Raw genomic sequence first — 21,332 nt, forward strand, 5'->3', positions numbered from 1 at the left:
GTTTTTCTTCCCGGTGTCGCGGGCGATTTCGGCAAACTGTCCGGACTGGTGATCTTCCAGACCGAAAGCCTTGATCATCCGGATACTGGTCAGGCTTTCCTGAGTCTGATCGTTCAGCGAGGAGAACGCCGCCTGCGCCAGCTTGAAGCGCTGATGCAGCTGATCGCCATAGCGCTTGATCACCAGCGCCATGATCGGCATCGGCAACAGCGCCAGCAGGGTCAGCTGCCAGCTGATTTGCGTGCTCATCACGATCAGCACTGCCAGCCCCATCACCAGCGAATCGACCAGCGTCAGCACCCCTTCGCCAGCGGCGAACACTACGCGATCCACATCGTTGGTCGCGCGGGCGATAAGATCCCCGGTACGATGGCGCAGGTAGAATTCAGGATGCTGACGGCTAAGCTGCCGGTAAAAGTCCTGGCGGAGTTCAACCGCCAGCTGATAAGAAGCACCGAACAATAGCACACGCCAGACGTAGCGCAGCAGATAGACCACCACGGCAGTGATCAGCATTACGCCGATCCACATCATCAGCCGCGATCCGCTCATCTGTTGGTGAGTCACGCTATCCACAATAATGCCAACAATTTTCGGTGGCAGCAGTTGTAGCAACGCGATAATAATCAGCAGGAACACGGCCCCCAGATAGCGCCGCCATTCGCGAATAAAGTACCAGCTTAATTGGCTAAACAGTCGCACAGTAAACATCCCGGTTAAGTTTGAGCGAGGTGATCATCAGGCGGCCATCAGTTCAGCGGCAACGCCGTGGTGTATTTTATCTCTTCCATCGCAAAGCTCGAAGTGACGTCCAGCAAACCTGGAACCCCGTTCACTAAACGCTTATAAAAGGCATCGTAAGTCTTCATATCGGCTACCTGAATACGCAGCAGGTAGTCGTATTCCCCGGCCATGCGGTAGCAACCCATCACTTCCGGCATCCCCTGCACCACTTCAACGAACTGCTGATACCAGCTGCTGCTGTGCTGCTGAGTTTTGATCAGCATAAAGGCAGTGAGTGACAGTGAGAGTTTCTCCGGATCTAACAGCGCCACCCGGCCGCGAATATAGCCCTCATCTTCCAGCCTTTTCAAGCGTTTCCAGCACGGCGTTGTGGTCAGATGGACCGCATCAGCCAGCGCCTGCAGCGACAGCGTACAGTCCTGCTGCAGGAGCGCCAGTAGTTTCAGGTCGGTTTTATCTGTCATTTGCCACTCCGGGAGAATAACTTTCTCTTAAAGACCGATTATAAAGCAAAGAGAGTAAACCTTTTTTCCCGTTAATGCCGTACGCTTTAGCAAAATTTCACCAGGGCAGAACAGATGAACGACTCATGGGTTTCCCGTGCAATACAAGAGATTAACGCCGATGTGCAGCGCTCGGCAGATACCCACCTGATGCGGGTGCCGCTGCCTGCTTATCCTGGCATCTGGCTCTACCTGAAAGATGAAAGCACCCATCCGAGCGGCAGCCTCAAGCACCGGCTGGCGCGATCGCTGTTTCTCTATGGCTTGTGCAACGGCTGGATTAAAGAGGGCACGCCGATTATCGAAGCCTCTTCGGGCAGTACCGCCGTTTCCGAAGCCTATTTTGCCCGTTTGCTCGGCCTGCCGTTTATTGCAGTGATGCCTGCAACCACCGCAAAGCGCAAAATCGAACAGATCGCTTTCTACGGCGGCCGCTGCCACTTTGTCTCCGATCCCTGCCAGATGTATGCAGAATCAGAGCGGCTGGCTCGCGAGCTGAACGGCCATTTCATGGATCAATTCACCTATGCGGAACGCGCAACCGACTGGCGCGGCAATAACAATATCGCCGACAGTATTTTTCAGCAGATGAAGAGCGAGCCGTTCCCCATTCCGGACACCATTGTAATGAGCGCCGGTACGGGCGGCACCTCGGCCACTCTTGGCCGCTATCTGCGCTATCAGGGCCATCCGACTAAGCTGATGGTGGTGGATCCGGAAAATTCAGTCTTCTTCGAATACTGGCACCTGCGTGACAAGTCGCTGAGCAATGCCTGCGGCAGCAAAATTGAAGGGATCGGTCGTCCGCGCGTCGAGCCCTCTTTTATTGCTGAAGTGGTCGATCAGATGCTCAAAGTGCCCGACGCCGCCAGTATCGCCACCATGCTGTGGCTGGAGAAACAGCTGGGGCGCAAAGCAGGGCCGTCCACCGGTACCAATGTCTGGGGTGCCCTGACGGTAGCGAAATGGATGAAGGAAGAGAATCGCAATGGTTCGATTGTTACGTTGATGTGCGACAGCGGCGAGCGTTATCTGGAGACTTACTACAATCCGGAATGGGTGACGCAGAACATTGGTGATATCAGCGCATGGCAGCAACAGCTTCTGAATTAAGCCTGTATACATGGCTGGTCTGTGGGTCGGGTGGCTGATAAAAAGCCGGACATCCTCTCCGGCACACTGGAAGCGGGCCTCAGTATTCGGGGGAATAGGCGAGGTTGGGGTTGGTAAGCCAGTGGTTAAGATAATGAGACACGCCCTGTGTCTCGCAATGTCCGATAACGGGTAAATGGGGCAGCAGCGCTTTCAGCTGGCTCATCGCATTGCCCATGATAAAGCCGCGTCCGACGCTTTCCAGCATTTCACGGTCGTTCATGGCGTCGCCAAAGGCCATGCATTCAGCCAGGCTCAGGTCCAGCGAGGCAGTCAGCGCAGCCAGCGCGCTGCCTTTATTACAGCCCACCGGCATCACTTCCAGACAGTGCCGCGCAGAGAAACAGAAATGGGCACGATCGCCCAGTGCATCACGCAACTGACCCTGTAGCTGGCAAAGCTCTTCATGATCGGCAATAAAACAAATTTTCGTCACCTGGTGTGCCGGAAGGCGTTTCAGGTCGGTGAGCTGATAGCGGAAACCACTCATCTGATGGGCATGGAGAACTTCCGGGACATCGTCCTGTGTCAGCCAGCCATCGTCGTTGAACACGTGCAGACTGGCAGTGGTATCCCAGCGGGTGTGGATCACCTGTTCGGCCACCTCCGGTGACAGGTCAGTGCCTGCCAGCAAATTGCCCTGCTGGTCATGAACGCGGGTGCCGTTACCGCTGATCAGATAAGCACTGAGCTGCAAACCGGCAATCAGCGGCTGCATCTCCTGCCAGTGACGACCGGTGGCAAAAGCCAGGATCACGCCGCGTTCCGCCAGCGCATGGAGCGCCCTGATGGTGGTCGTTCCTAACTGATGGTCAGGCATCAGTAAAGTGCCATCCATATCAAACGCTGCCAGACGAGCCATTGTCACTCCTGAAGATGATTCACCGATGGCTGAGTATCCCCTGGTATTTACGGAACTAATAGTGAATACTTTTGAAAAACTGTTCCGGGTTTACTATGCGTCAGCTTAATCGCCTTAACCAGTATCAGCGCCTGTGGCAAATCAGTCAGGGCAAAATGCAGCTGACCAGCGTGGCAGAGATTGCCCTGCACTGCTTCTGCAGCGAGCGGCATGCCCGTACCCTGCTCAGCCAATGGCAGCAGCAGGGCTGGCTGAGCTGGCAGTCGCAGTCCGGCCGGGGCAAACGCGGCGAGTTGAGTTTTATCGAATCTCCCGAGCACCTGCGCAGTGTCCTGCTGCAACAACAGCTCGATCAGGGGTTGCCTCATCAGGCCCTGCAGCTGGTGCAGATCGAACCGGATCAGCTCAGCCAGCTGCTGAAACCCTTTATGGGCGGCCAGTGGCTGGATGACCGCCCTACGTTACGTATCCCTTACTACCGGCAGCTCGATCCACTCGATCCCTCAGAACTGCCCGGACGGGCGGAGCAGCATCTGGCGAAACAGCTGTTTTCCGGCCTGACGCGCTTCGAAGATGATCAGGTAGTGGCCGATCTGGCCCACCACTGGCAGTGCAGTGAAGACGGGCTGAGCTGGTTTTTCTTCCTGCGCCCGCAACTTTACTGGCACAACGGTGAGCGAGTCTCTTCACAACAGCTACTGCAACGCCTGCAACAGATACTGGCTAATCCGGAAGGACAACGGCTGCTGAGCAGCGTTAAGTCGCTTTCCCTGCCGCAGGCAATGTGCCTGCGCATCGATCTCCATCAACCGGACAACTGGCTGGCTTACCGCCTGGCTACCGTACCCTGCCTGCTGACCCATCCGGAAGATAAACAACTGGGCACAGGTCCGTGGCGTCTGGCCAGCTGGTCTGCCGGGCTGGTCAGAATTGAGAACCATGAACGCTATCATGGTGCCCTGCCGCTGATGCAGGCGGTGGAATACTGGATCACCCCGCAGTTGTTCGATAAAGCGCTTGGCTCCAGCTGCCGCCATCCGGTACAGATTGCTATCGGTGAGGATCATGAACTGTCGCTGCTGCGTCCGGTCAGCCGCCGCATCAGCCTGGGCTTTTGCTATCTGGCCCTGCGCCCCAACACCAACCTCTCGGCCTGGCAGGCACTGTCACTAATGACGTTAATCCGCCGTAAGCAGCTGGTCGATCAGCTACCGCTGGAAGAAGGTCTGATCATGCCCAGCCAGGAGATGCTGCCCGGCTGGTCCCTGCCTGAAACGCAGCCATACCATGACGAGCCTTTGCCGGAAAAGCTCAGCCTGCACTACCACCTGCCGGTTGAGCTGCATGTGATGGCAGAAAAACTCAAAGAGGTGCTGGACGGGGAAGGCTGCGAACTGACGCTGCATTTCCACAACGGAAAAGACTGGCGGGGCTACAACGGACTGGAAAGCGCCGATATTATTATGGGCGACCGGCTGATTGGTGAAGCGCCAGAGTTTACCCTGGAAAGCTGGCTTCGGCTCGATCCGTTATGGCCGGCAGTTTTGGGAAAAAAGGATTTTGCCAGACTGCTGAACAGGCTCAGCAAAATTCAGCAGGAGCCTGATGAGGCGCTGCGCCTGCAGGGGTTGCGTGAGACGTTTCAACAGCTGATGGCACGGGCGGCAGTGACGCCACTGTTCAACTATCGTTATCAGGTCAGCGCCCCGCCGGGCGTGGAAGGCATCGCGCTGAATGCCTGGGGCTGGTTTGATTTTTCCCGCGCGTGGATCCCGCCGCCGGTGGCAATCCCGTGAACAGGTCTGGGCTTCCGCTCCATCAGGCAGTACCATACGGCGCAACAAATAAATAAGGTGAACAGTATGAAACGTGCAGTAGTGGTTTTCAGCGGTGGTCAGGACTCAACAACCTGTCTGATTCAGGCATTAAAGCAGTATGACGAGGTGCACTGCATCACCTTCGACTACGGCCAGCGTCACCGCGCGGAAATCGATATTGCGCAGCAACTCTCCCGCGATCTGGGCGCCCGTGCGCACAAGGTGCTGGACGTAACCCTGCTCAATGAGCTGGCGGTCAGCAGCCTGACGCGCGACAGCATTCCCGTCCCTGCTTACGATCCGGATGCCAGCGGTCTGCCAAGTACCTTTGTCCCGGGCCGCAATATCCTCTTTCTGACCCTGGCTTCAATCTATGCATACCAGGTTGAAGCCGAAGCGGTGATCACCGGCGTGTGTGAAACTGACTTTTCCGGCTATCCCGATTGCCGCGATGAGTTTGTGAAGGCACTGAATCACGCGGTAGAGCTGGGAATGGCGCGCCCCGTACGCTTCGAAACGCCGCTGATGTGGCTGAACAAAGCGGAAACCTGGGCGCTGGCCGACTACTGGCAGCAACTGCCGCTGGTGCGAAACGAAACTCTGACCTGCTACAACGGCTTGAAGGGCGACGGCTGTGGCGAATGTGCTGCCTGCCATTTACGCGCCAACGGGCTAAAGGAGTATCAGATCAGCAGCGCTACCGTGATGCAGGAAATGCAGCGCAAGACGGGTTTACGCTGACAGCATCTGCTCCATCCTGCGCTTCAGCTCTCCCTCCATCGGCTGCGCTTTTTGCGTGCGCAGATCGATACAGACAAAGGTCAGCCGTGCATCCGCTACGGCTTCGCCGCCCGGTGACAGGATGACGGTCTGACCAATCACCCCGCTTTTGCCCCCCAGCTCCAGTAGCTGACTGTTGATTTCCAGTACGTCACCAAGCACCGCCGGGCGGCGATAATTAATATTGATATTCACCACCACAAAAGCCAGCCGGTTTTCCGTCATCCAGTCAAAAGCCTCCAGCTTTTCCAGCCAGGCCCAGCGCGCCTCCTCCAGAAATTCCAGGTAGCGGGCATTGTTAACGTGCTGATAGACATCCAGGTGATAGCCGCGAACTTTAATCGTGGTCTGCATAGCGCTTCTGCCCCTTTTAAAAAATAGAGGCCACACCAACTGGTATGACCTCTGACAGATTAGCAGCCCGCCATTAAGCGGGAGACGCGCTGTCGCAAAGTCGCGAAGGCGATCACAGTTTCAGCCGTGACAGATTCCGCTCCACCAGCGCATTGCCCATCCCCGGCACCTCTTTCAACTGTTCGACCTGAGTGAAGTCGCCGTACTCCTCGCGGTAGCTGACAATAGCCTGAGCTTTTTTCAGCCCAACGCCATTCAGCGCGGCGGCCAGCTCCTCAGCCGTTGCCTGGTTAATGCTGACCTGACCGCCCAGTGCGGACGGAGAAGCCCCCTGGCTACGTGGAGAGCTGTTCTGACCAGCTTCTGCGCTGGCCTGCCCGCTCACAGGTGCACTGACCTGTCCGGTGGCCGTTGCCACTGTGTTCGCCTGTTCGGCCTGAGCCGGTAACATTGCAGTGCCAATCAGTAAGGCAAAGCTCAACGCTGAAACTACTTTGTTTTGCATGCTGTTTTCCTCCATGTATTTGACAGCGAAGCCAGGGTACTCCTGCCCCGGCACCATCACAAACGGCAGAAAACAGAAATGGAAAAGGCCGCATAAGCGGCCTTTGATATTGCATTGCGTTGCAAAAAATGTGCGAGGCTTACTGGGCCTGTGCAGCTGCACCGTATTTGATTTTGCCTTCTTTACGCAGGTTGCTGAGCAGAGCTTCAAACGCGATCTGCGCGTTGTTCTGCGTCACGCCCTGAATCATCGCTTTCTTCTGCCCATCCGGCATTGAACCGCTGCGAACCTGATCCAGCGCCACCAGCACCACATTGCCCTGACCATCTTCACTGACCGCATAACCCGGCTTGTCTTTCTCCGGCAGCGGCATGGTAAAGGCGGACTGGGTGATGGCATCCTGACCGTTACGGGTCAGCGTTTTCTGCGCGCTGAAGCTGAGGTTGGCCGCTTTCATCGCCTCATCGCCTTTGCCCGCTTTCAGATCGGCCATCAGCTTCTCTGCCTGCGCTTTCGCTTCTTTCTGCGCTTTTTCAGTTTTCAGCATGTCGGTGATCTGAGCGGTCACTTCACTCAGCGGTTTCACCGCTTCAGGTTTGTGGGCACTGATACGCAGCACAAAAGCACGGTCGCCATCGACGGTAATGATGTCCGAGTTGCTGCCCGGCGCGCCGTTCTCACCGACCAGGCCGCCGTTGAAAATAGCCTGCTCAACTGGTTTGAAGTTCAGCTCTGCCGGAGGGGTGTCGTGGCTGAACCAGCCCGTCTCCACCGCTTTTACGCCTGCGGCTTCTTCAGCACCTGCCAGTGACTCGTTGTCGTTGCTGGCTGCATCACTGACTTTCTGCTGCAGTTTGTAATAGGCATCAACCGCTTTTTCCTGCTTCACTTTCGCGGCAATATCGTCGTGAACGGCAGACAGCGGTTTGACCTGCTGTGCCTGCACATCATCCAGGCGGGCGACGATAAAGCCCACGGAAGACTTAATCACGCCAGAAAGCTGACCTTTCTGAGTAAGGCCTGCGTTTTTCAGCTCGTCCGGCGTGGTGTCCGGCTCCAGCCAGCCCATGTCACCACCGTTACGTGCGGAGATCGGGTCAGCTGATTTCTGCTTCGCCAGCGCGGCAAAGTCACCGCCTTTCTTCAGCGCATCCAACACCGACTGGGCATCAGCCTCAGTTTTGGTCTGAATAATGCTAAAGCGGCTGCGCTGCGGCTGGGTGTAATCCGCCTGATGCTGATCGTACCAGCTCTGGATATCGCTCTCGCTGGCCGTTTCCTGCAGGGAAGCCGCATCCAGTTTGATATAGCTGACGCGGAACTGCTCAGGCGTCATGAAGTTGTTTTTGTTCTGCTCGTAGTAGTTCTTCACTTCTTCGTCGCTGACGGTCTGTTTTGCGCTCAGTGCGCTCACATTGATCGTCGCTTCGCGCACCAGACGCTCCTGAGAAACCAGAGCGGCCAGCGCATCGGTTTCACTCGTCAGCATAAAGTCGGTACCAGTGACAGAGGCCACCAGCTGCTGGGTAGTCAGCTGCTTACGCAGTGCTTCCGCATACTGATCGGCCGAAAAGCCCATGTTATTGATAATGCCCAGATATTTGGCGTTGTCGAACTTGCCGTTAGTCTGGAAAGCGGGCTGGCTGAAGATCGCCTGCTTGATCTGTGCGTCGCTGATCGCCAGGCCGAGGTCTTTCGCATACTGATCCAGTAAGCGTTCATCGATCAGCTGAGACAGCGCCTGCTGGCGGACCTGCTGCAGATAGGCCGGGTTGCTCGCCAGTTGGGAGAACTGATCGCCCAGCTGCTGCTGCTGGCGTGAACGCTCGCTGGAGAACGCTCTTTCAAGCTGTGCGCGGCTGATTTCCTGCCCGTTAACTTTGGCTGCATAATCCCCGTTGCCGCCAATCAGGTAGTTGCCCACCCCGGTCAGGATAAAAGACAGGCAGATCAGACCCAATATAATTTTGAGCACGACATGGTTCGACGCCGCGCGTAAATTGTCCATCATGGTGTGACAACACTCCGCTGTAGTGTGAATGTAAAACCTTGAGCTTTCGTCCCACGTTCCCAGGAACGCTCCACGCCGCTGCGTATCAGGCCCGGTGATCGTTGAAAAAAAGGCACATCAGTATCCTGATGTGCCCCGTATGGTACATGAGAACGCCTGGACAGTCCTCATTGTGACCAGAGAAATTGCTCAGAACGCCTTAATTAACGGCGTCTTTCAGCGCTTTACCGGCACGGAAGCCTGGTACTTTACCCGCTGGGATAGTAATTTCTTTGCCGGTTTGTGGATTACGACCGGTACGCTCTGAACGCTCACGAACAGAGAAGGTCCCGAAACCAACCAGCGCGACTTCATCGCCTGCTTTCAGGGAATCAGAAACAGAACCCATAAAAGCATCTAATACACGTCCGGCTGCCGCTTTAGAAATATCAGCATTTGCAGCGATTTTGTCGATCAACTGTGACTTATTCACTCAATCATCCCCTATGATTATTCACTTCGCGGTCAGGCTTCCCACCTGCCACGAACGCGCATCAGTTATGTAAGATTTTTGTCTGTTGAGCCGTAACAGGATGCCGCATGCTCTGGCCTTCACTGGCTTAACAGCCCTCTAAATTAGCGGCACAAAAAAAAGCTGGCAAGTCCGAATTTGCCTGCCAGCTCTGGTTTTGTGGTCTTTTTGTCTTAAATCACTATTTTGCGGTGGCAACCTGCATGCCGTAAGGCGCATTTTGCAGTGCCAGGGTCAGCACTTCCTCAATACGCTTGACCGGATGGATGTCCAGATCGGCAATAACGTTGTCCGGAATCTCTTCCAGATCGCGCTTATTTTCATCCGGGATCAGCACGGTTTTGATGCCACCACGGTGTGCAGCCAGCAGTTTTTCTTTCAGGCCGCCGATTGGCAGAACCTGACCGCGCAGCGTGATCTCACCGGTCATCGCAACATCAGCACGCACAGGGTTACCTGTCAGGCAGGAGACCAGCGCGGTGCACATTGCGATACCGGCACTTGGACCATCCTTCGGCGTTGCCCCTTCAGGTACGTGCACGTGGATGTCGCGTTTTTCATAGAAGTCGCTGTTGATACCCAGCTTCTCCGCACGGGCGCGCACCACGGTCAGCGCTGCCTGAATGGACTCCTGCATCACTTCACCCAGTGAACCGGTGTAGGTCAGCTTGCCTTTGCCCGGCACGCAGGCGGTTTCGATGGTTAACAGGTCGCCGCCGACTTCCGTCCACGCCAGACCCGTTACCTGACCCACGCGGTTTTCGCTGTCGGCACGACCGTAGTCATAGCGCTGTACGCCCAGATAATCTTTCAGGTTGTCCGCATTGATCTCAATATGCCTGATGGATTTGTCCATCAGCAGCGTTTTCACTGCCTTACGGCACAGCTTGGACAGTTCGCGCTCAAGGCTACGCACACCAGCCTCGCGGGTGTAGTAGCGGATGATGCCCACAATCGCGCTGTCATCCACGGTCAGCTCACTTGGCTTCAGGGCATTACGCTCAATCTGCTTGGACAGCAGGTGCTGTTTGGCAATATTGAGTTTCTCGTCCTCGGTGTAACCCGACAGGCGGATAACTTCCATACGATCCAGCAGCGGAGCCGGGATGTTCATTGAGTTAGACGTTGCCACGAACATCACATCGGAGAGATCGTAATCCACTTCCAGATAGTGATCGTTAAAGGCAATGTTCTGTTCCGGATCGAGCACTTCCAGCAGGGCGGAAGCCGGATCGCCGCGCATGTCAGAAGACATCTTGTCGATCTCATCCAGCAGGAACAGTGGGTTTTTCACCCCAACTTTCGCCATTTTCTGGATCAGTTTGCCCGGCATGGAGCCGATATAGGTACGGCGGTGACCACGGATTTCCGCTTCGTCACGCACGCCACCCAGCGCCATCCGCACATATTTACGGCCTGTAGCTTTGGCAATGGACTGACCCAGAGAGGTTTTACCCACGCCAGGAGGCCCCACCAGACACAGGATCGGCCCTTTGATTTTGCTGACGCGGCTCTGCACGGCTAAATATTCCAGGATACGGTCTTTCACCCGCTCCAGGCCGAAATGGTCGGTATCCAGCGTTTCCTGCGCCTTCACCAGATCCTTCTTCACCTTACTGCGCGCATTCCACGGAACCTGCACCATCCAGTCGATATAACCACGAACCACGGTAGCTTCAGCGGACATCGGCGACATCATCTTCAGCTTCTGCAGCTCGGCTTCGGTTTTGTCACGCGCCTCTTTCGGCATTTTCGCCGCGTCGATTTTGCGTTTCAGGGCTTCATTTTCGTCAGGCGCATCATCCATCTCGCCCAGCTCTTTCTGAATCGCCTTCATCTGTTCGTTCAGGTAGTACTCGCGCTGGCTTTTTTCCATCTGCTTTTTGACGCGGTTACGAATGCGCTTCTCAACCTGCAGCAGGTCAATCTCCGACTCCATCATCGCCATCAGATATTCCAGACGCTCGTTCACATCTGACATTTCCAGCACGGACTGTTTATCGGCCAGCTTCAGCGGCATATGGGCGGCCACGGTATCGGCCAGGCGCGCCGCATCCTCGATGCTGTTCAGTGAAGTCAGCACCTCAGGAGGGATTTTTTTGTTCAGTTTGATGTAGCCTTCAAACTGATTGATGGCCGTACGCACCAGCACTTCCTGCTCGCGCTCGTCAATTTCCGGCGAGGCCAGGTATTCGGCCTGGGCAGTAAAGTGGTCGCCATTGTCAGCCAGCGTGGTGATATGCGCACGCTGCAGACCTTCTACCAGCACTTTAACCGTGCCGTCAGGCAGCTTCAGCATCTGCAGGATGGAAGCCACGGTCCCTACAGAGAAGAGATCGTTAATGCCAGGTTCATCCGTTGAAGCCTCTTTCTGAGCGACCAGCATGATCTTTTTGTCATGATCCATGGCCGCTTCAAGGCAGCGAATCGATTTTTCACGGCCAACAAACAACGGAATTACCATGTGCGGATAAACCACTACGTCACGCAACGGCAACACAGGGATTTCAATGCGTTCAGAACGCTCAGGATTCATAGAGCTCTCTCTTAGTTTAATTTCCGCCAGGGTGATGGGAACCGCAACAGACACTCATAGCAGTTTTACCCACAGGTAGTTGAGTATATGGGGATGAATGTAAGACATTCAACGTTCTGTGCGAGAGAAAAACAAAAGGGGGAAAAATTTCCCCCTTTTTAAGATAACTGACTGGAAAGATGTGGTTATTTATTCACCAGAAGCCTGCTGCGCTTCGTGTTTTCCATAGATCAGCATCGGTTCGGTCTGGCCGTCGATCACTGAATCGTCAATCACCACTTTTTCCACGTCGTCCATTGAAGGGAGGTCATACATGGTATTCAGCAGCGCACCTTCCACGATGGAGCGGAGGCCACGTGCACCGGTTTTGCGTGACATCGCCTTTTTGGCAATCGCCGTCAGGGCTTCGTCGCGGAACTCCAGTTCCACGCCTTCCAGATTGAATAATGCCTGATACTGCTTGGTCAGGGCATTTTTCGGTTCACGCAGGATCTGGATCAGCGCTTCTTCGCTCAGTTCATTCAGCGTTGCCACGACGGGCAGACGACCGATGAACTCAGGGATCAGACCAAATTTTATCAGATCTTCCGGCTCAACCTGTTCCAGCAGCTGACCTTCCGTCGCTTTCTGCGATTTGCCTTTCACCGTGGCACCAAAGCCAATACCGGATCCAGTTTCCACGCGCTGCGAGATCACTTTATCCAGGCCAGCAAACGCCCCGCCACAGATAAACAGGATTTTGGAGGTATCAACCTGCAGGAATTCCTGCTGCGGATGCTTGCGTCCACCCTGCGGTGGCACGGCAGCCACGGTCCCTTCAATCAGTTTCAGCAGTGCCTGCTGAACGCCCTCACCCGACACGTCGCGGGTGATGGAAGGGTTATCAGATTTGCGGGAGATTTTATCGATTTCATCGATATAAACGATCCCACGCTGCGCTTTCTGTACGTCATAGTCGCACTTCTGCAGCAGCTTCTGAATGATGTTCTCGACGTCTTCACCCACATAACCGGCTTCGGTCAGGGTGGTGGCATCGGCCATGGTGAACGGAACGTCCAGCAGGCGAGCCAGGGTTTCGGCCAGCAGTGTCTTACCGCTACCGGTCGGGCCGATCAGCAGAATGTTACTTTTGCCAAGCTCGATGCCGTTGCTGGTATCGCCGTTACGCAGACGTTTATAGTGGTTGTAGACCGCCACTGCCAACACTTTCTTCGCTCTTTCCTGACCGATAACGTAATCGTCGAGGTGATGGCGGATTTCATGCGGCGTCGGCAGCGCACTACGCTCGCGATGCGGCGCGACTTCTTTAATCTCTTCGCGAATGATGTCGTTACATAAGTCGACACACTCATCGCAGATATACACTGACGGGCCGGCAATCAGCTTGCGCACTTCATGCTGGCTTTTGCCGCAAAAAGAGCAGTACAGCAGCTTTCCTGAACCGTCTTTGCGCTTATCTGTCATCAGTTAACCTCTTCTGTTTTTCTTCGTCCGCACTTTATTGCGGCGATGATGCCGCCTGGCGGCACCCTCATTCGTCGCTTACGCCCCTGCAGTAACTATAGACGACTCAGAGGCGATGGGCTTAAGTGCGATGCGTCAGAATGGAATCTACCAGACCATACTCTACAGCTTCGCTGGCGGACAGGAAACGGTCACGTTCTGTGTCACGCTCGATTTCTTCAAGAGTTTTGCCCGTATGTTCCGCCATCAGCTCATTCATACGCTGTTTGACCTTCAGGATTTCACGCGCGTGGATTTCAATATCCGTCGCCTGACCCTGGTAGCCGCCCAGCGGCTGGTGGATCATCACGCGGGAGTTTGGCAGGCAGTAACGCTTGCCTTTGGCTCCGGCGGTCAGCAGGAACGCGCCCATGGAACAGGCCTGCCCCATACAGATGGTGCTGACATCAGGCTTGATGAACTTCATGGTGTCATAGATTGACATGCCCGCAGTGATCACGCCGCCAGGGGAGTTGATGTAAAGGTGGATATCTTTTTCCGGGTTCTCAGCTTCCAGGAACAGCATCTGGGCGACGATCAGGTTCGCCATATGATCTTCGACCTGACCGGTCAGAAAGATGATACGTTCCTTGAGCAGGCGGGAAAAAATGTCGTAAGAGCGCTCTCCGCGAGAGGTCTGCTCAACCACCATTGGCACTAATGCCATATGAGGTGCTGTTTGTTCACGTTCGCCACTGTATGACATTATCGTCTCCTGGATAAATTTCACTTGGCCGGATACCTATCTGGGGATGCTGCCCCACTGATTCAAGCATAACAACGTTTTTATCAACTGCTAACCAGGAAAAGTAGCTTAGTCGATAATTTGCCGGATAAATGAGCGAATAAGCGCTGTTATCACACTCCGCGCATCTGATAAATGCAAAAAGCCCGCGATCGTCACAACCGCGGGCTTTTGATTATCCTTCAGAATCAGTGAATCAGGCCGTCTGGGTCTGGTTCATCAGTTCCTGGAAGTTAGTGGCCTTTTCGGTCACTTTCGCTTTTTCCAGCACGGCTTCAACAGCCTGCTCTTCCAGAGCGACGTTACGCATGTTGTTCATCAGCTCGTTGTTCTTGCTGTAGAACTCAATCACTTCACGTGGATCTTCGTAAGCAGAAGCCATTTCTTCGATCAGCGCTTTAACACGGTCTTCGTCAGCTTTCAGCTCGTGAGTGCGGATTACTTCACCCAACAGCAGTCCAACAACAACGCGGCGCTTAGCCTGCTCTTCGAACAGCTCACGTGGCAGTTCCAGAGCCTGCTTCTCGTTGCCGCCAAAACGCTGTGCAGCCTGACGCTTCAGCACGTCGATTTCGCCATCGATCAGTGCAGTTGGCACTTCGATATCGTTAGCGCTGACCAGACCGTCGATTGCCTGAGTCTTGACACGGTTACGCACGGCACCTTTCAGCTCACGCTCCATGTTTTTACGCACTTCGGTGCGCAGACCGGCCACAGAACCATCTTCCACGCCGAAACGCTTGATGAACTCTTCGGTGAATTCTGGCAGTTCACGCTCTTCAACTTTCTTCAGCACGATTTCAAACTTCGCTGCTTTCCCTTTCAGGTTTTCAGCGTGGTAATCTTCCGGGAAGTTCACGTCGATAGTGAAGGTTTCGCCAGCTTTGTGACCGACTACGCCCTCTTCAAAACCCGGGATCATACGACCCTGGCCCATCGCCAGCACGAAGTCAGACGCTTTGCCGCCTTCGAACTCTTCGCCGTCTACAGAGCCGGTGAAATCGATGGTGGCGCGGTCTTCTGCTTCCGCTGCGCGGTCAGTTTCTTTCCAGGTGGCCTGCTGCTTACGCAGGGTGTCCAGCATGGTGTCAACGTCGGCGTCAGTCACTTCCACAACCGGTTTTTCAACTTCAATTGCTTCCAGACCTTTCAGCTCAACTTCCGGGTACACTTCGAACTCAACGGCGTAAGTGAAGTCTTCACCGGTTTTGTATTCGCCTGGCACGTAGTTAGGGGCACCAGCCGGATTGATTTTCTCTTTGATGATAGCGTCAACAAAGTTGCGCTGCATCAGATCGCCCAGAACGTCCTGGCGAACAGAGGCGCCGTAGCGCTGTGCCACGACAGTCATTGGCACTTTCCCTTTGCGGAAACCGTCAATACGTACCTTTTTAGATACGCTGACCAGCTCGCTTTTCACCGCGTTTTCGATCACATCTTTATCAACGGTAATCGTAACGCGACGGCCCAGGCCCTGAGTTGTTTCTACTGAAGCTTGCATCTTATTACCTCAAAAAATCACGTGCTCGGTCAACTTCAGACCCTCCCTGCTCCGCAAGAAACAGGATAGAGACTAAGAACCGGGACCGCTTCTGATGTCAGAACCGCATTCCCTGTACCAGAAGCGTCCCGAAGACATTCCGGAAAAATAGACGCAGCATTATAGCGACAACCTCAAAGCGAGTCGAGGCTGCTACCGCCTCCCATTTCGCTAACTTTGCTTCTTTTGCCTCACAAACCTGATAAAAATCGGTCTTGCGCATGCATTTTGCCCCATAAACAACAAAGCGGCCCGCAGGCCGCTTAGCATTAAAACAGGATAATCAGGCCAGCGTTCCGGCTCCCCGGCAGTTCGGCGAGGCCGGAACCGTGTCCTGCAGCCCTTCCCACTCTTTCTCAGTGTAGGTATGCAGAGCCAGTGCGTGGACGCTGCCGGCCAGCTCATCCGCCAATGCGCCATAGATGGCACGGTGGCGCATCAGAAATCTCTGATTAAGGAAACTGTCGCTGACAATCACCACTTTAAAGTGGCTTTCCGCACCGGCGGGCACGTTATGACGGTAACTTTCGTCATGGACCTCAAGATGCAAGGGAGCAAACGCCGTTCTTAACTTTGCTTCTATTTGTTCGCGGATCATACCTTTACTCCTCTACTACAGCGGGCACTAACCCATCCCTTTAAATATTAGCTGGTTTAAAAATGCAAGGCGATGAATTTACGCGCTCTGAGGGCTTCCTCTTGGCTTAAGCGATGTTATGATGACCGCAGTAACGTCTGCACTAAACCTTTTAGTTACCGAGAAAATAAGCATGTTAAAAAAAATAATTTTCCCTCTGCTGGCCGTATTTATTCTGGCTGGCTGTGCAAGCAACAGCAACACACTCACCGTTTCTCCGAAAATTCAGCTGCCGCAGCAGGATCCCAGCCTGATGGGCGTGACCGTCAGCATCAATGGTGCCGATCAGCGCAGCGACCAGGCGCTGGCCAAGGTTAACCGTGACGGCCAGCTGGTCACCCTGACCCCTTCCCGCGATCTGCGCTTCCTGCTGCAGGAGGTGCTGGAGAAGCAGATGGGTGCCCGTGGTTATATGATTGGCCCTAACGGCGCAGTTGATCTGCAGATCGTGGTTAACAACCTTTACGCTGACGTGACTCAGGGTAACGTGCGTTACAGCATCACCACTAAAGCAGACATCTCGATCATCGCAACCGCCAAAAATGGCAGCAAGCAGGTGAAAAACTACCGTCAGACCTACAGCGTTGAAGGAGCATTTTCTGCCACCAACGCCAAAATCACGAACGCAGTTAATTCCACGCTCAGCGACGTGATCGCCGATATGGCTCAGGACACCAGCATTCACGAGTTCATCAAGCAAAACGCCCGTTAATTTGCCTTTGCCCGCCACTGCGGTGGCGGGCCGTGTTTTAAGGTCCGTATGCCCAGTCACTATCTGCAGATCTTTACCCAACGTAATGCCGCCCTTCTTCTGATCCTTGGGTTTGCCTCTGGTTTACCTCTCGCACTGACTTCCGGCACGCTACAGGCATGGATGGCAGTGGAAAACGTTGATATCAAAACCATCGGCTTCTTCTCTCTGGTGGGCCAGGCTTATGTCTTCAAATTCCTCTGGTCACCGCTGATGGATCGCTACACGCCGCCTTTTTCAGGCCGTCGTCGTGGCTGGCTGCTGGTGACACAGCTCCTGTTGATCGTCGGCATCGCGCTGATGGGCTTTATGGATCCCTCCCGTGACCTGACCCTGCTGGCCGCGCTGGCGGTGCTGGTCGCCTTTTGTTCCGCCTCGCAGGATATCGTGTTTGATGCCTGGAAGACGGACGTGCTGCCCGCCGAAGAGCGAGGCAGCGGTGCGGCAATCAGCGTGCTGGGTTACCGTCTGGCAATGCTGGTTTCCGGTGGGCTGGCGCTGTGGCTGGCTGATCGCTACTTCGGATGGCACGCAATCTGGTGGGTGATGGCGGCGATGATGATCCCTGGCGTGATCGCCACGCTGATGGCGAGGGAGCCGGATGATGCCATCGCCCAGCCTAAAACGCTGGAAGAAGCGGTGATTGCGCCACTGCGTGACTTCTTCAACCGCAACAACGCCTGGCTGATCCTTTCGCTGATTGTCCTTTATAAGCTGGGCGATGCATTTGCCCTCAGCCTGACCACCATCTTCCTGATCCGCGGCGTTGGCTTTGATGCCGGTGACGTCGGGCTGATCAACAAAACTCTTGGTCTGGCCGCAACGATTATTGGCGCACTTTACGGGGGCGTACTGATGCAGCGTCTGAGCCTGTTCCGTGCGCTGATGTTGTTTGGCATTCTGCAGGCCGTTTCCAATCTGGCCTACTGGGGGCTGGCGGTCACCGATAAACACCTTTACAGCATGGCAGCGGCGGTCTTTGTTGAGAATCTGTGCGGCGGTATGGGCACGGCTGCTTTTGTCGCACTGCTGATGACGCTGTGCAACAAATCCTTCTCGGCGACCCAGTTCGCCCTGCTCTCGGCCCTTTCCGCCGTTGGTCGTGTCTATGTCGGGCCGGTAGCGGGCTGGTTTGTCGAAGCCTGGGGCTGGCCAACATTCTATGCTTTTTCGGTGGTGGCTGCGCTGCCGGGGCTGCTGTTGCTGGCAGGCTGTAAAACCACGCTGGAGCGGGCGCAAAGCGGTGAAGACTTTACTCCCCGCAGCCACTTCACCAGCGGCTATCGCTGGGCGCTGAGAGCGCTGAAGACCGGCGCAGCCCTGGTAGCGGCCGGTCTGATCCTGCTGGCTTTAAGGGCTACCGGCTGGCTTGATGCCGGTGCCCTTGTGAACCTGCTACTGCAAAGCGGCATTATTCTGGCCGTGGCGGGGATCGTCTGCGGCAGCCTGCTGGATTACCTGGCTCTGCGCCGCCCCCATCAGGTTTAGCCTGCGGGCTGGAGTATCAGAAACGGTATTCCAGCCCGGCCCAGAACTGCCTTCCCGACTCGTCAAAACCTTCTGTCAGCGCATACTCTTTATCAAAGAGATTCTGAACAGCCGCGTTAACGCTGAATCCCTTCCCGAGTTGCAGGTCCGTACGAAGATGGCTGATCGCATAACCTGCGGCTTTACGGGTACCAGCATTGTCGCTGTAACTGGCTGAACGCGCTTCTTCCGTCAGCGTCATACTCCAGTTTTCAAGCCAGTTGAACGTGACCCAGGTAGTCAGTGTTTGCCTCGGCAGCCCGGTAATTTTACCGGCAGAACGCTGCTTCACCTCACTGTGGATCAGGCCATAGTTCAGGCCCACTTTAGCTTTTTTGCCCATCGCGCCGTTCAGCCCGAAATCCAGCCCGCGATAGTTCACTTCACCGCTGTTACGGTTCTGTACCGTCTGCGCATCGATATCATGGCTGAGAATGGTATTGCTCAGATGATTGTAATAAGCACTGATCTCATAGCGCCAGAGTTCACTCAGTGCGCCATTCCAGCTCATATCAACGCTTTGCGCCCGTTCCGGCTGAAGGTGAGGATTCACCAGCGCGGACACGGCATAGGCCGGACGAGAGGTGGTATAACGTTCTTTTTGCGTCGGAAAACGGGTTCTGTCCGCCAGCGAGAAGGAGAGCGTATCACCCCCCATAAAATGGTATTTCATCAGCATCTGCCAGTTAAACGCATGCTGACGATTGCCGTCATAGCGGGTGAGAGTGCCGTTACTTTCATGCTTCAGTCCTTCCAGGCTTTGCCGCCAGTCATAGCTGATGCCCGCTACCGCATCCAGAGCATCGGCGACCGCCCACTGATACTCCGTCGCCAGCGACCAGGTCCGGTCAGCATAACGATCAACCGGGCCATTTTTAGAGCCCTGCTCGCGGTGCACATCGTCTTTCCAGTGTGTGGCAAAGGAGAGCAGATCGCTGTCACGTACGTTAGCGGCCAGTTGCAGGCTTGCTCCGTTGCTGTAGTCGTCATAATGGCTGTAATTGCCCTGCTTATTCCGCAGCGCCGCAGCAGAGTTATACATCAGCAGGGTATTCTTAAATGTGTCGTGATAGATCCGGGATTTCAGAGTGAAATCCCCCCCTAATGCCGTGATACCCTGGTAGTAAAGACTTTGCTTATCATATTCAGGCCACTGCCAGTAGCGTGGCTGCACGGCAGCGGTTCCGGCATACGGCGGGCTGTTTTTTTTGCCCTGCTGGCCGATCCAGCTAAAGAGATACTCATCGCTTTCACGCGGGGTCCAGCCCAGCTTAACCATTCCGCGCTTATCCTCTGACGCCGAGTTACTGCGTTTGCCGTTCTCTCCGACTATCGGGTTAGTCACGCCGTGCGCAAGTCCGGTGAAATCCCTTTTCAACTGGCTGCCGTTAAGCTGCAGGAACCCGCTGTCAGCTTTCATGCCCAGAGAAGCATCCATGTCCCTGGCATTGCGTTCGCCCCGACTCCAGCCCTGCCGGTAGCCAATGCGGCCTTCCAGTGGTTTTTTCGGCTGCTGAGTGGTGAGATTAATCGAACCGCCCAACTGATTCGGTCCCTGCAACAGCGAGGTATAACCTTTTGATACTTCGAGCGAAGCCAGCCCGGAGGTGAGAAAACGGCTGAGATCGAGGTTGCCGTCGTAAGGGATATAGATCGGCACGCCGTCGTAGTAAATGGGGACCTGTTTGCTGTCGAAGCCCCTGACGCGAACCAGCATTTCATTGCGGTTGCCAGACTTGTCCAGCGTGACGCCGGACACGGTAGCCAGCGCTTCAGCGGCATCGTGTTTTTCAAGCTGGTTAAAGGTGTCCAGCGTAAGGATATCGCGGCTGGCAGCGATCGGGCTGGACCAGACCTGAAGGGTCTGTTCTTCTGCCTGGAGCTGCCCGGTGATGGCCAGTGTGGCAGCCAGTGAAAGAGTGAGAGGTCTTATTTCCATGATCATTTCCCTGATCGGTGATAAAGCAGTGCCGCCACGCCCGTGGCAGCCTTGCGAATCCTTTAGTCGTCCATAGGGCTGATAACCACTGAAATATCCGCTGGTTGGGCGTAATAGGGTGCCGAGGTCACCAGCAGCGCAATACCGGTGCGGGCAAAATCTTCAACGGTGGCGAGAGTGATCCCTCCGGCCACCGATAGCCGACATTCGGGTGCCAGCTGTGCAGCTATTGCCTGCACCTGCAACACTTCCGCCGGGGTGAATTTATCCAGTTGCAGAACATCCGGCCGTGCTTTCAGCGCCGCTTCTGCCTCCTGCAGGTTATCCGCTTCAACGACGATTGCTTTTTCCGGAGCCTCCCGCCGCAGAGTGGCTATCATCGCTTTCCAGTCCTGAGGATCGCGGCAAAAGCGGCGGTGGCTGGCAAAAAGTAATACTGTTTCGGCACATCCCGCACGATGAATGATGCCACCGCCGTTTAACACAGCCTGCATGGCGAGCAATTTCGTTCCGGGGATAGTTTTGCGGGTGCAGGCGATATGCCCTTCCGGTACGAACTGCCTCATTCGCTGCTGCATCTGATAAACGTAGTCAGCCACGCCGCAGCTCCACTCCAGCACGTTCTGCACCGCTTTCCATCCCTGATGGAGTGCCTGCGCCGGGCCGGTTGCTGTCAGCAGAAGTCCTCCCAAAGCCACCACTTCGCCATCGCGGACGGCGAAATCGATCTGCAGATCCAGTCGCTTCAGCATTCGGCGCGCGCACTCCAGCCCGCTCACGCAGCCGCCCTGCCGGTGTGAAAACACCATCTGCCCGGACCGGGATCCAAAACCCAGCGTGCGCGTGGTCAGGTCACCGCCCTGAATATCCTCCAGCAGCCACCGTTCGAGCAGGCTGTCCGGTATGTAGATCATC

19 protein-coding genes are annotated in these 21,332 nt (G+C 55.3%); 5 read left to right on the forward strand and 14 right to left on the reverse strand.

Going from position 1 to position 21,332, the window contains the following annotated elements; translation table 11 throughout:
* Nucleotides 1–702: ABC transporter transmembrane domain-containing protein (locus GSQ70_RS15015; RefSeq protein WP_255455418.1), on the reverse strand; the 702-nt coding region annotated here is incomplete at its 3' end.
* A gap of 47 nt (nucleotides 703–749) precedes the next feature.
* Complete coding sequence (locus GSQ70_RS15020) at nucleotides 750–1,208, reverse strand: Lrp/AsnC family transcriptional regulator (RefSeq protein ID WP_158783289.1); 459 nt, start codon at nucleotides 1,206–1,208, stop codon at nucleotides 750–752.
* Between the two features lie 114 nt (nucleotides 1,209–1,322).
* Here GSQ70_RS15020 and GSQ70_RS15025 point away from each other — a divergent pair, with 114 nt between their 5' ends.
* Nucleotides 1,323–2,360, forward strand: a complete 1,038-nt coding sequence (locus GSQ70_RS15025) for a PLP-dependent cysteine synthase family protein (RefSeq protein ID WP_158783290.1) — start codon at nucleotides 1,323–1,325, stop codon at nucleotides 2,358–2,360.
* Nucleotides 2,361–2,439: 79 nt separating this feature from the next.
* Here GSQ70_RS15025 and cof read toward each other — a convergent pair whose 3' ends face one another.
* Complete coding sequence (cof, locus tag GSQ70_RS15030) at nucleotides 2,440–3,261, reverse strand: HMP-PP phosphatase (RefSeq protein ID WP_158783291.1); 822 nt, start codon at nucleotides 3,259–3,261, stop codon at nucleotides 2,440–2,442.
* 95 nt (nucleotides 3,262–3,356) lie between these two features.
* Between cof and GSQ70_RS15035 the strand changes: the two genes are divergently transcribed.
* Together GSQ70_RS15035 and queC are read left to right on the forward strand one after the other, a co-directional pair.
* Nucleotides 3,357–5,057, forward strand: coding sequence for an SgrR family transcriptional regulator (locus tag GSQ70_RS15035; RefSeq protein WP_158783292.1), 1,701 nt, complete (start codon nucleotides 3,357–3,359; stop codon nucleotides 5,055–5,057).
* Nucleotides 5,058–5,123: 66 nt separating this feature from the next.
* Nucleotides 5,124–5,819 (forward strand): 7-cyano-7-deazaguanine synthase QueC, encoded by a 696-nt coding sequence (queC, locus tag GSQ70_RS15040; RefSeq protein WP_158783293.1) that lies wholly within the window; start codon nucleotides 5,124–5,126, stop codon nucleotides 5,817–5,819.
* On the opposite strand, the gene GSQ70_RS15045 is transcribed toward queC, so the two are convergent.
* From GSQ70_RS15045 to bolA, 9 genes are all read right to left on the reverse strand, one after another.
* Nucleotides 5,811–6,212 (reverse strand): thioesterase family protein, encoded by a 402-nt coding sequence (locus GSQ70_RS15045; protein WP_158783294.1) that lies wholly within the window; start codon nucleotides 6,210–6,212, stop codon nucleotides 5,811–5,813. The genes queC and GSQ70_RS15045 overlap by 9 nt on opposite strands.
* 112 nt (nucleotides 6,213–6,324) lie before the next feature.
* Nucleotides 6,325–6,717, reverse strand: coding sequence for a helix-hairpin-helix domain-containing protein (locus GSQ70_RS15050; protein ID WP_158783295.1), 393 nt, complete (start codon nucleotides 6,715–6,717; stop codon nucleotides 6,325–6,327).
* Nucleotides 6,718–6,856: 139 nt separating this feature from the next.
* Nucleotides 6,857–8,728, reverse strand: a complete 1,872-nt coding sequence (gene ppiD, locus GSQ70_RS15055) for a peptidylprolyl isomerase (RefSeq protein WP_158783296.1) — start codon at nucleotides 8,726–8,728, stop codon at nucleotides 6,857–6,859.
* Between the two features lie 199 nt (nucleotides 8,729–8,927).
* Nucleotides 8,928–9,200, reverse strand: coding sequence for a nucleoid-associated protein HU-beta (hupB, locus tag GSQ70_RS15060; protein WP_158783297.1), 273 nt, complete (start codon nucleotides 9,198–9,200; stop codon nucleotides 8,928–8,930).
* Between the two features lie 220 nt (nucleotides 9,201–9,420).
* Nucleotides 9,421–11,775, reverse strand: coding sequence for an endopeptidase La (gene lon, locus GSQ70_RS15065; protein ID WP_158783298.1), 2,355 nt, complete (start codon nucleotides 11,773–11,775; stop codon nucleotides 9,421–9,423).
* Nucleotides 11,776–11,964: 189 nt separating this feature from the next.
* A complete protein-coding gene (gene clpX / locus GSQ70_RS15070; RefSeq protein ID WP_158783299.1) occupies nucleotides 11,965–13,239 on the reverse strand; it encodes an ATP-dependent protease ATP-binding subunit ClpX in 1,275 nt (424 codons plus the stop codon).
* A gap of 121 nt (nucleotides 13,240–13,360) precedes the next feature.
* Entirely contained in the window at nucleotides 13,361–13,984 is a 624-nt protein-coding gene (clpP, locus tag GSQ70_RS15075; RefSeq protein ID WP_024967267.1) for an ATP-dependent Clp endopeptidase proteolytic subunit ClpP, read from the reverse strand.
* Between the two features lie 235 nt (nucleotides 13,985–14,219).
* Complete coding sequence (gene tig, locus GSQ70_RS15080; protein ID WP_158783300.1) at nucleotides 14,220–15,524, reverse strand: trigger factor; 1,305 nt, start codon at nucleotides 15,522–15,524, stop codon at nucleotides 14,220–14,222.
* A gap of 322 nt (nucleotides 15,525–15,846) precedes the next feature.
* Complete coding sequence (bolA, locus tag GSQ70_RS15085) at nucleotides 15,847–16,161, reverse strand: transcriptional regulator BolA (RefSeq protein WP_158783301.1); 315 nt, start codon at nucleotides 16,159–16,161, stop codon at nucleotides 15,847–15,849.
* A gap of 172 nt (nucleotides 16,162–16,333) precedes the next feature.
* On the opposite strand from bolA, the gene GSQ70_RS15090 reads away from it, so the two are divergent.
* Nucleotides 16,334–16,912, forward strand: a complete 579-nt coding sequence (locus tag GSQ70_RS15090) for a lipoprotein (protein WP_158783302.1) — start codon at nucleotides 16,334–16,336, stop codon at nucleotides 16,910–16,912.
* 48 nt (nucleotides 16,913–16,960) lie between these two features.
* Complete coding sequence (gene ampG / locus GSQ70_RS15095) at nucleotides 16,961–18,439, forward strand: muropeptide MFS transporter AmpG (protein WP_158783303.1); 1,479 nt, start codon at nucleotides 16,961–16,963, stop codon at nucleotides 18,437–18,439.
* Nucleotides 18,440–18,455: 16 nt separating this feature from the next.
* Here ampG and GSQ70_RS15100 read toward each other — a convergent pair whose 3' ends face one another.
* The gene (locus tag GSQ70_RS15100; protein WP_158783304.1) at nucleotides 18,456–20,417 is read right to left on the reverse strand and encodes a TonB-dependent siderophore receptor; all 1,962 of its coding nucleotides are present in this window, start codon (nucleotides 20,415–20,417) and stop codon (nucleotides 18,456–18,458) included.
* 62 nt (nucleotides 20,418–20,479) lie between these two features.
* Entirely contained in the window at nucleotides 20,480–21,331 is an 852-nt protein-coding gene (modD, locus tag GSQ70_RS15105; protein ID WP_158783305.1) for a ModD protein, read from the reverse strand.
* Nucleotide 21,332 lies beyond the last annotated feature (1 nt).

The organism is Pantoea sp. BAV 3049, from assembly GCF_009765445.1.
Taxonomy (GTDB): Bacteria; Pseudomonadota; Gammaproteobacteria; order Enterobacterales; family Enterobacteriaceae; genus Erwinia.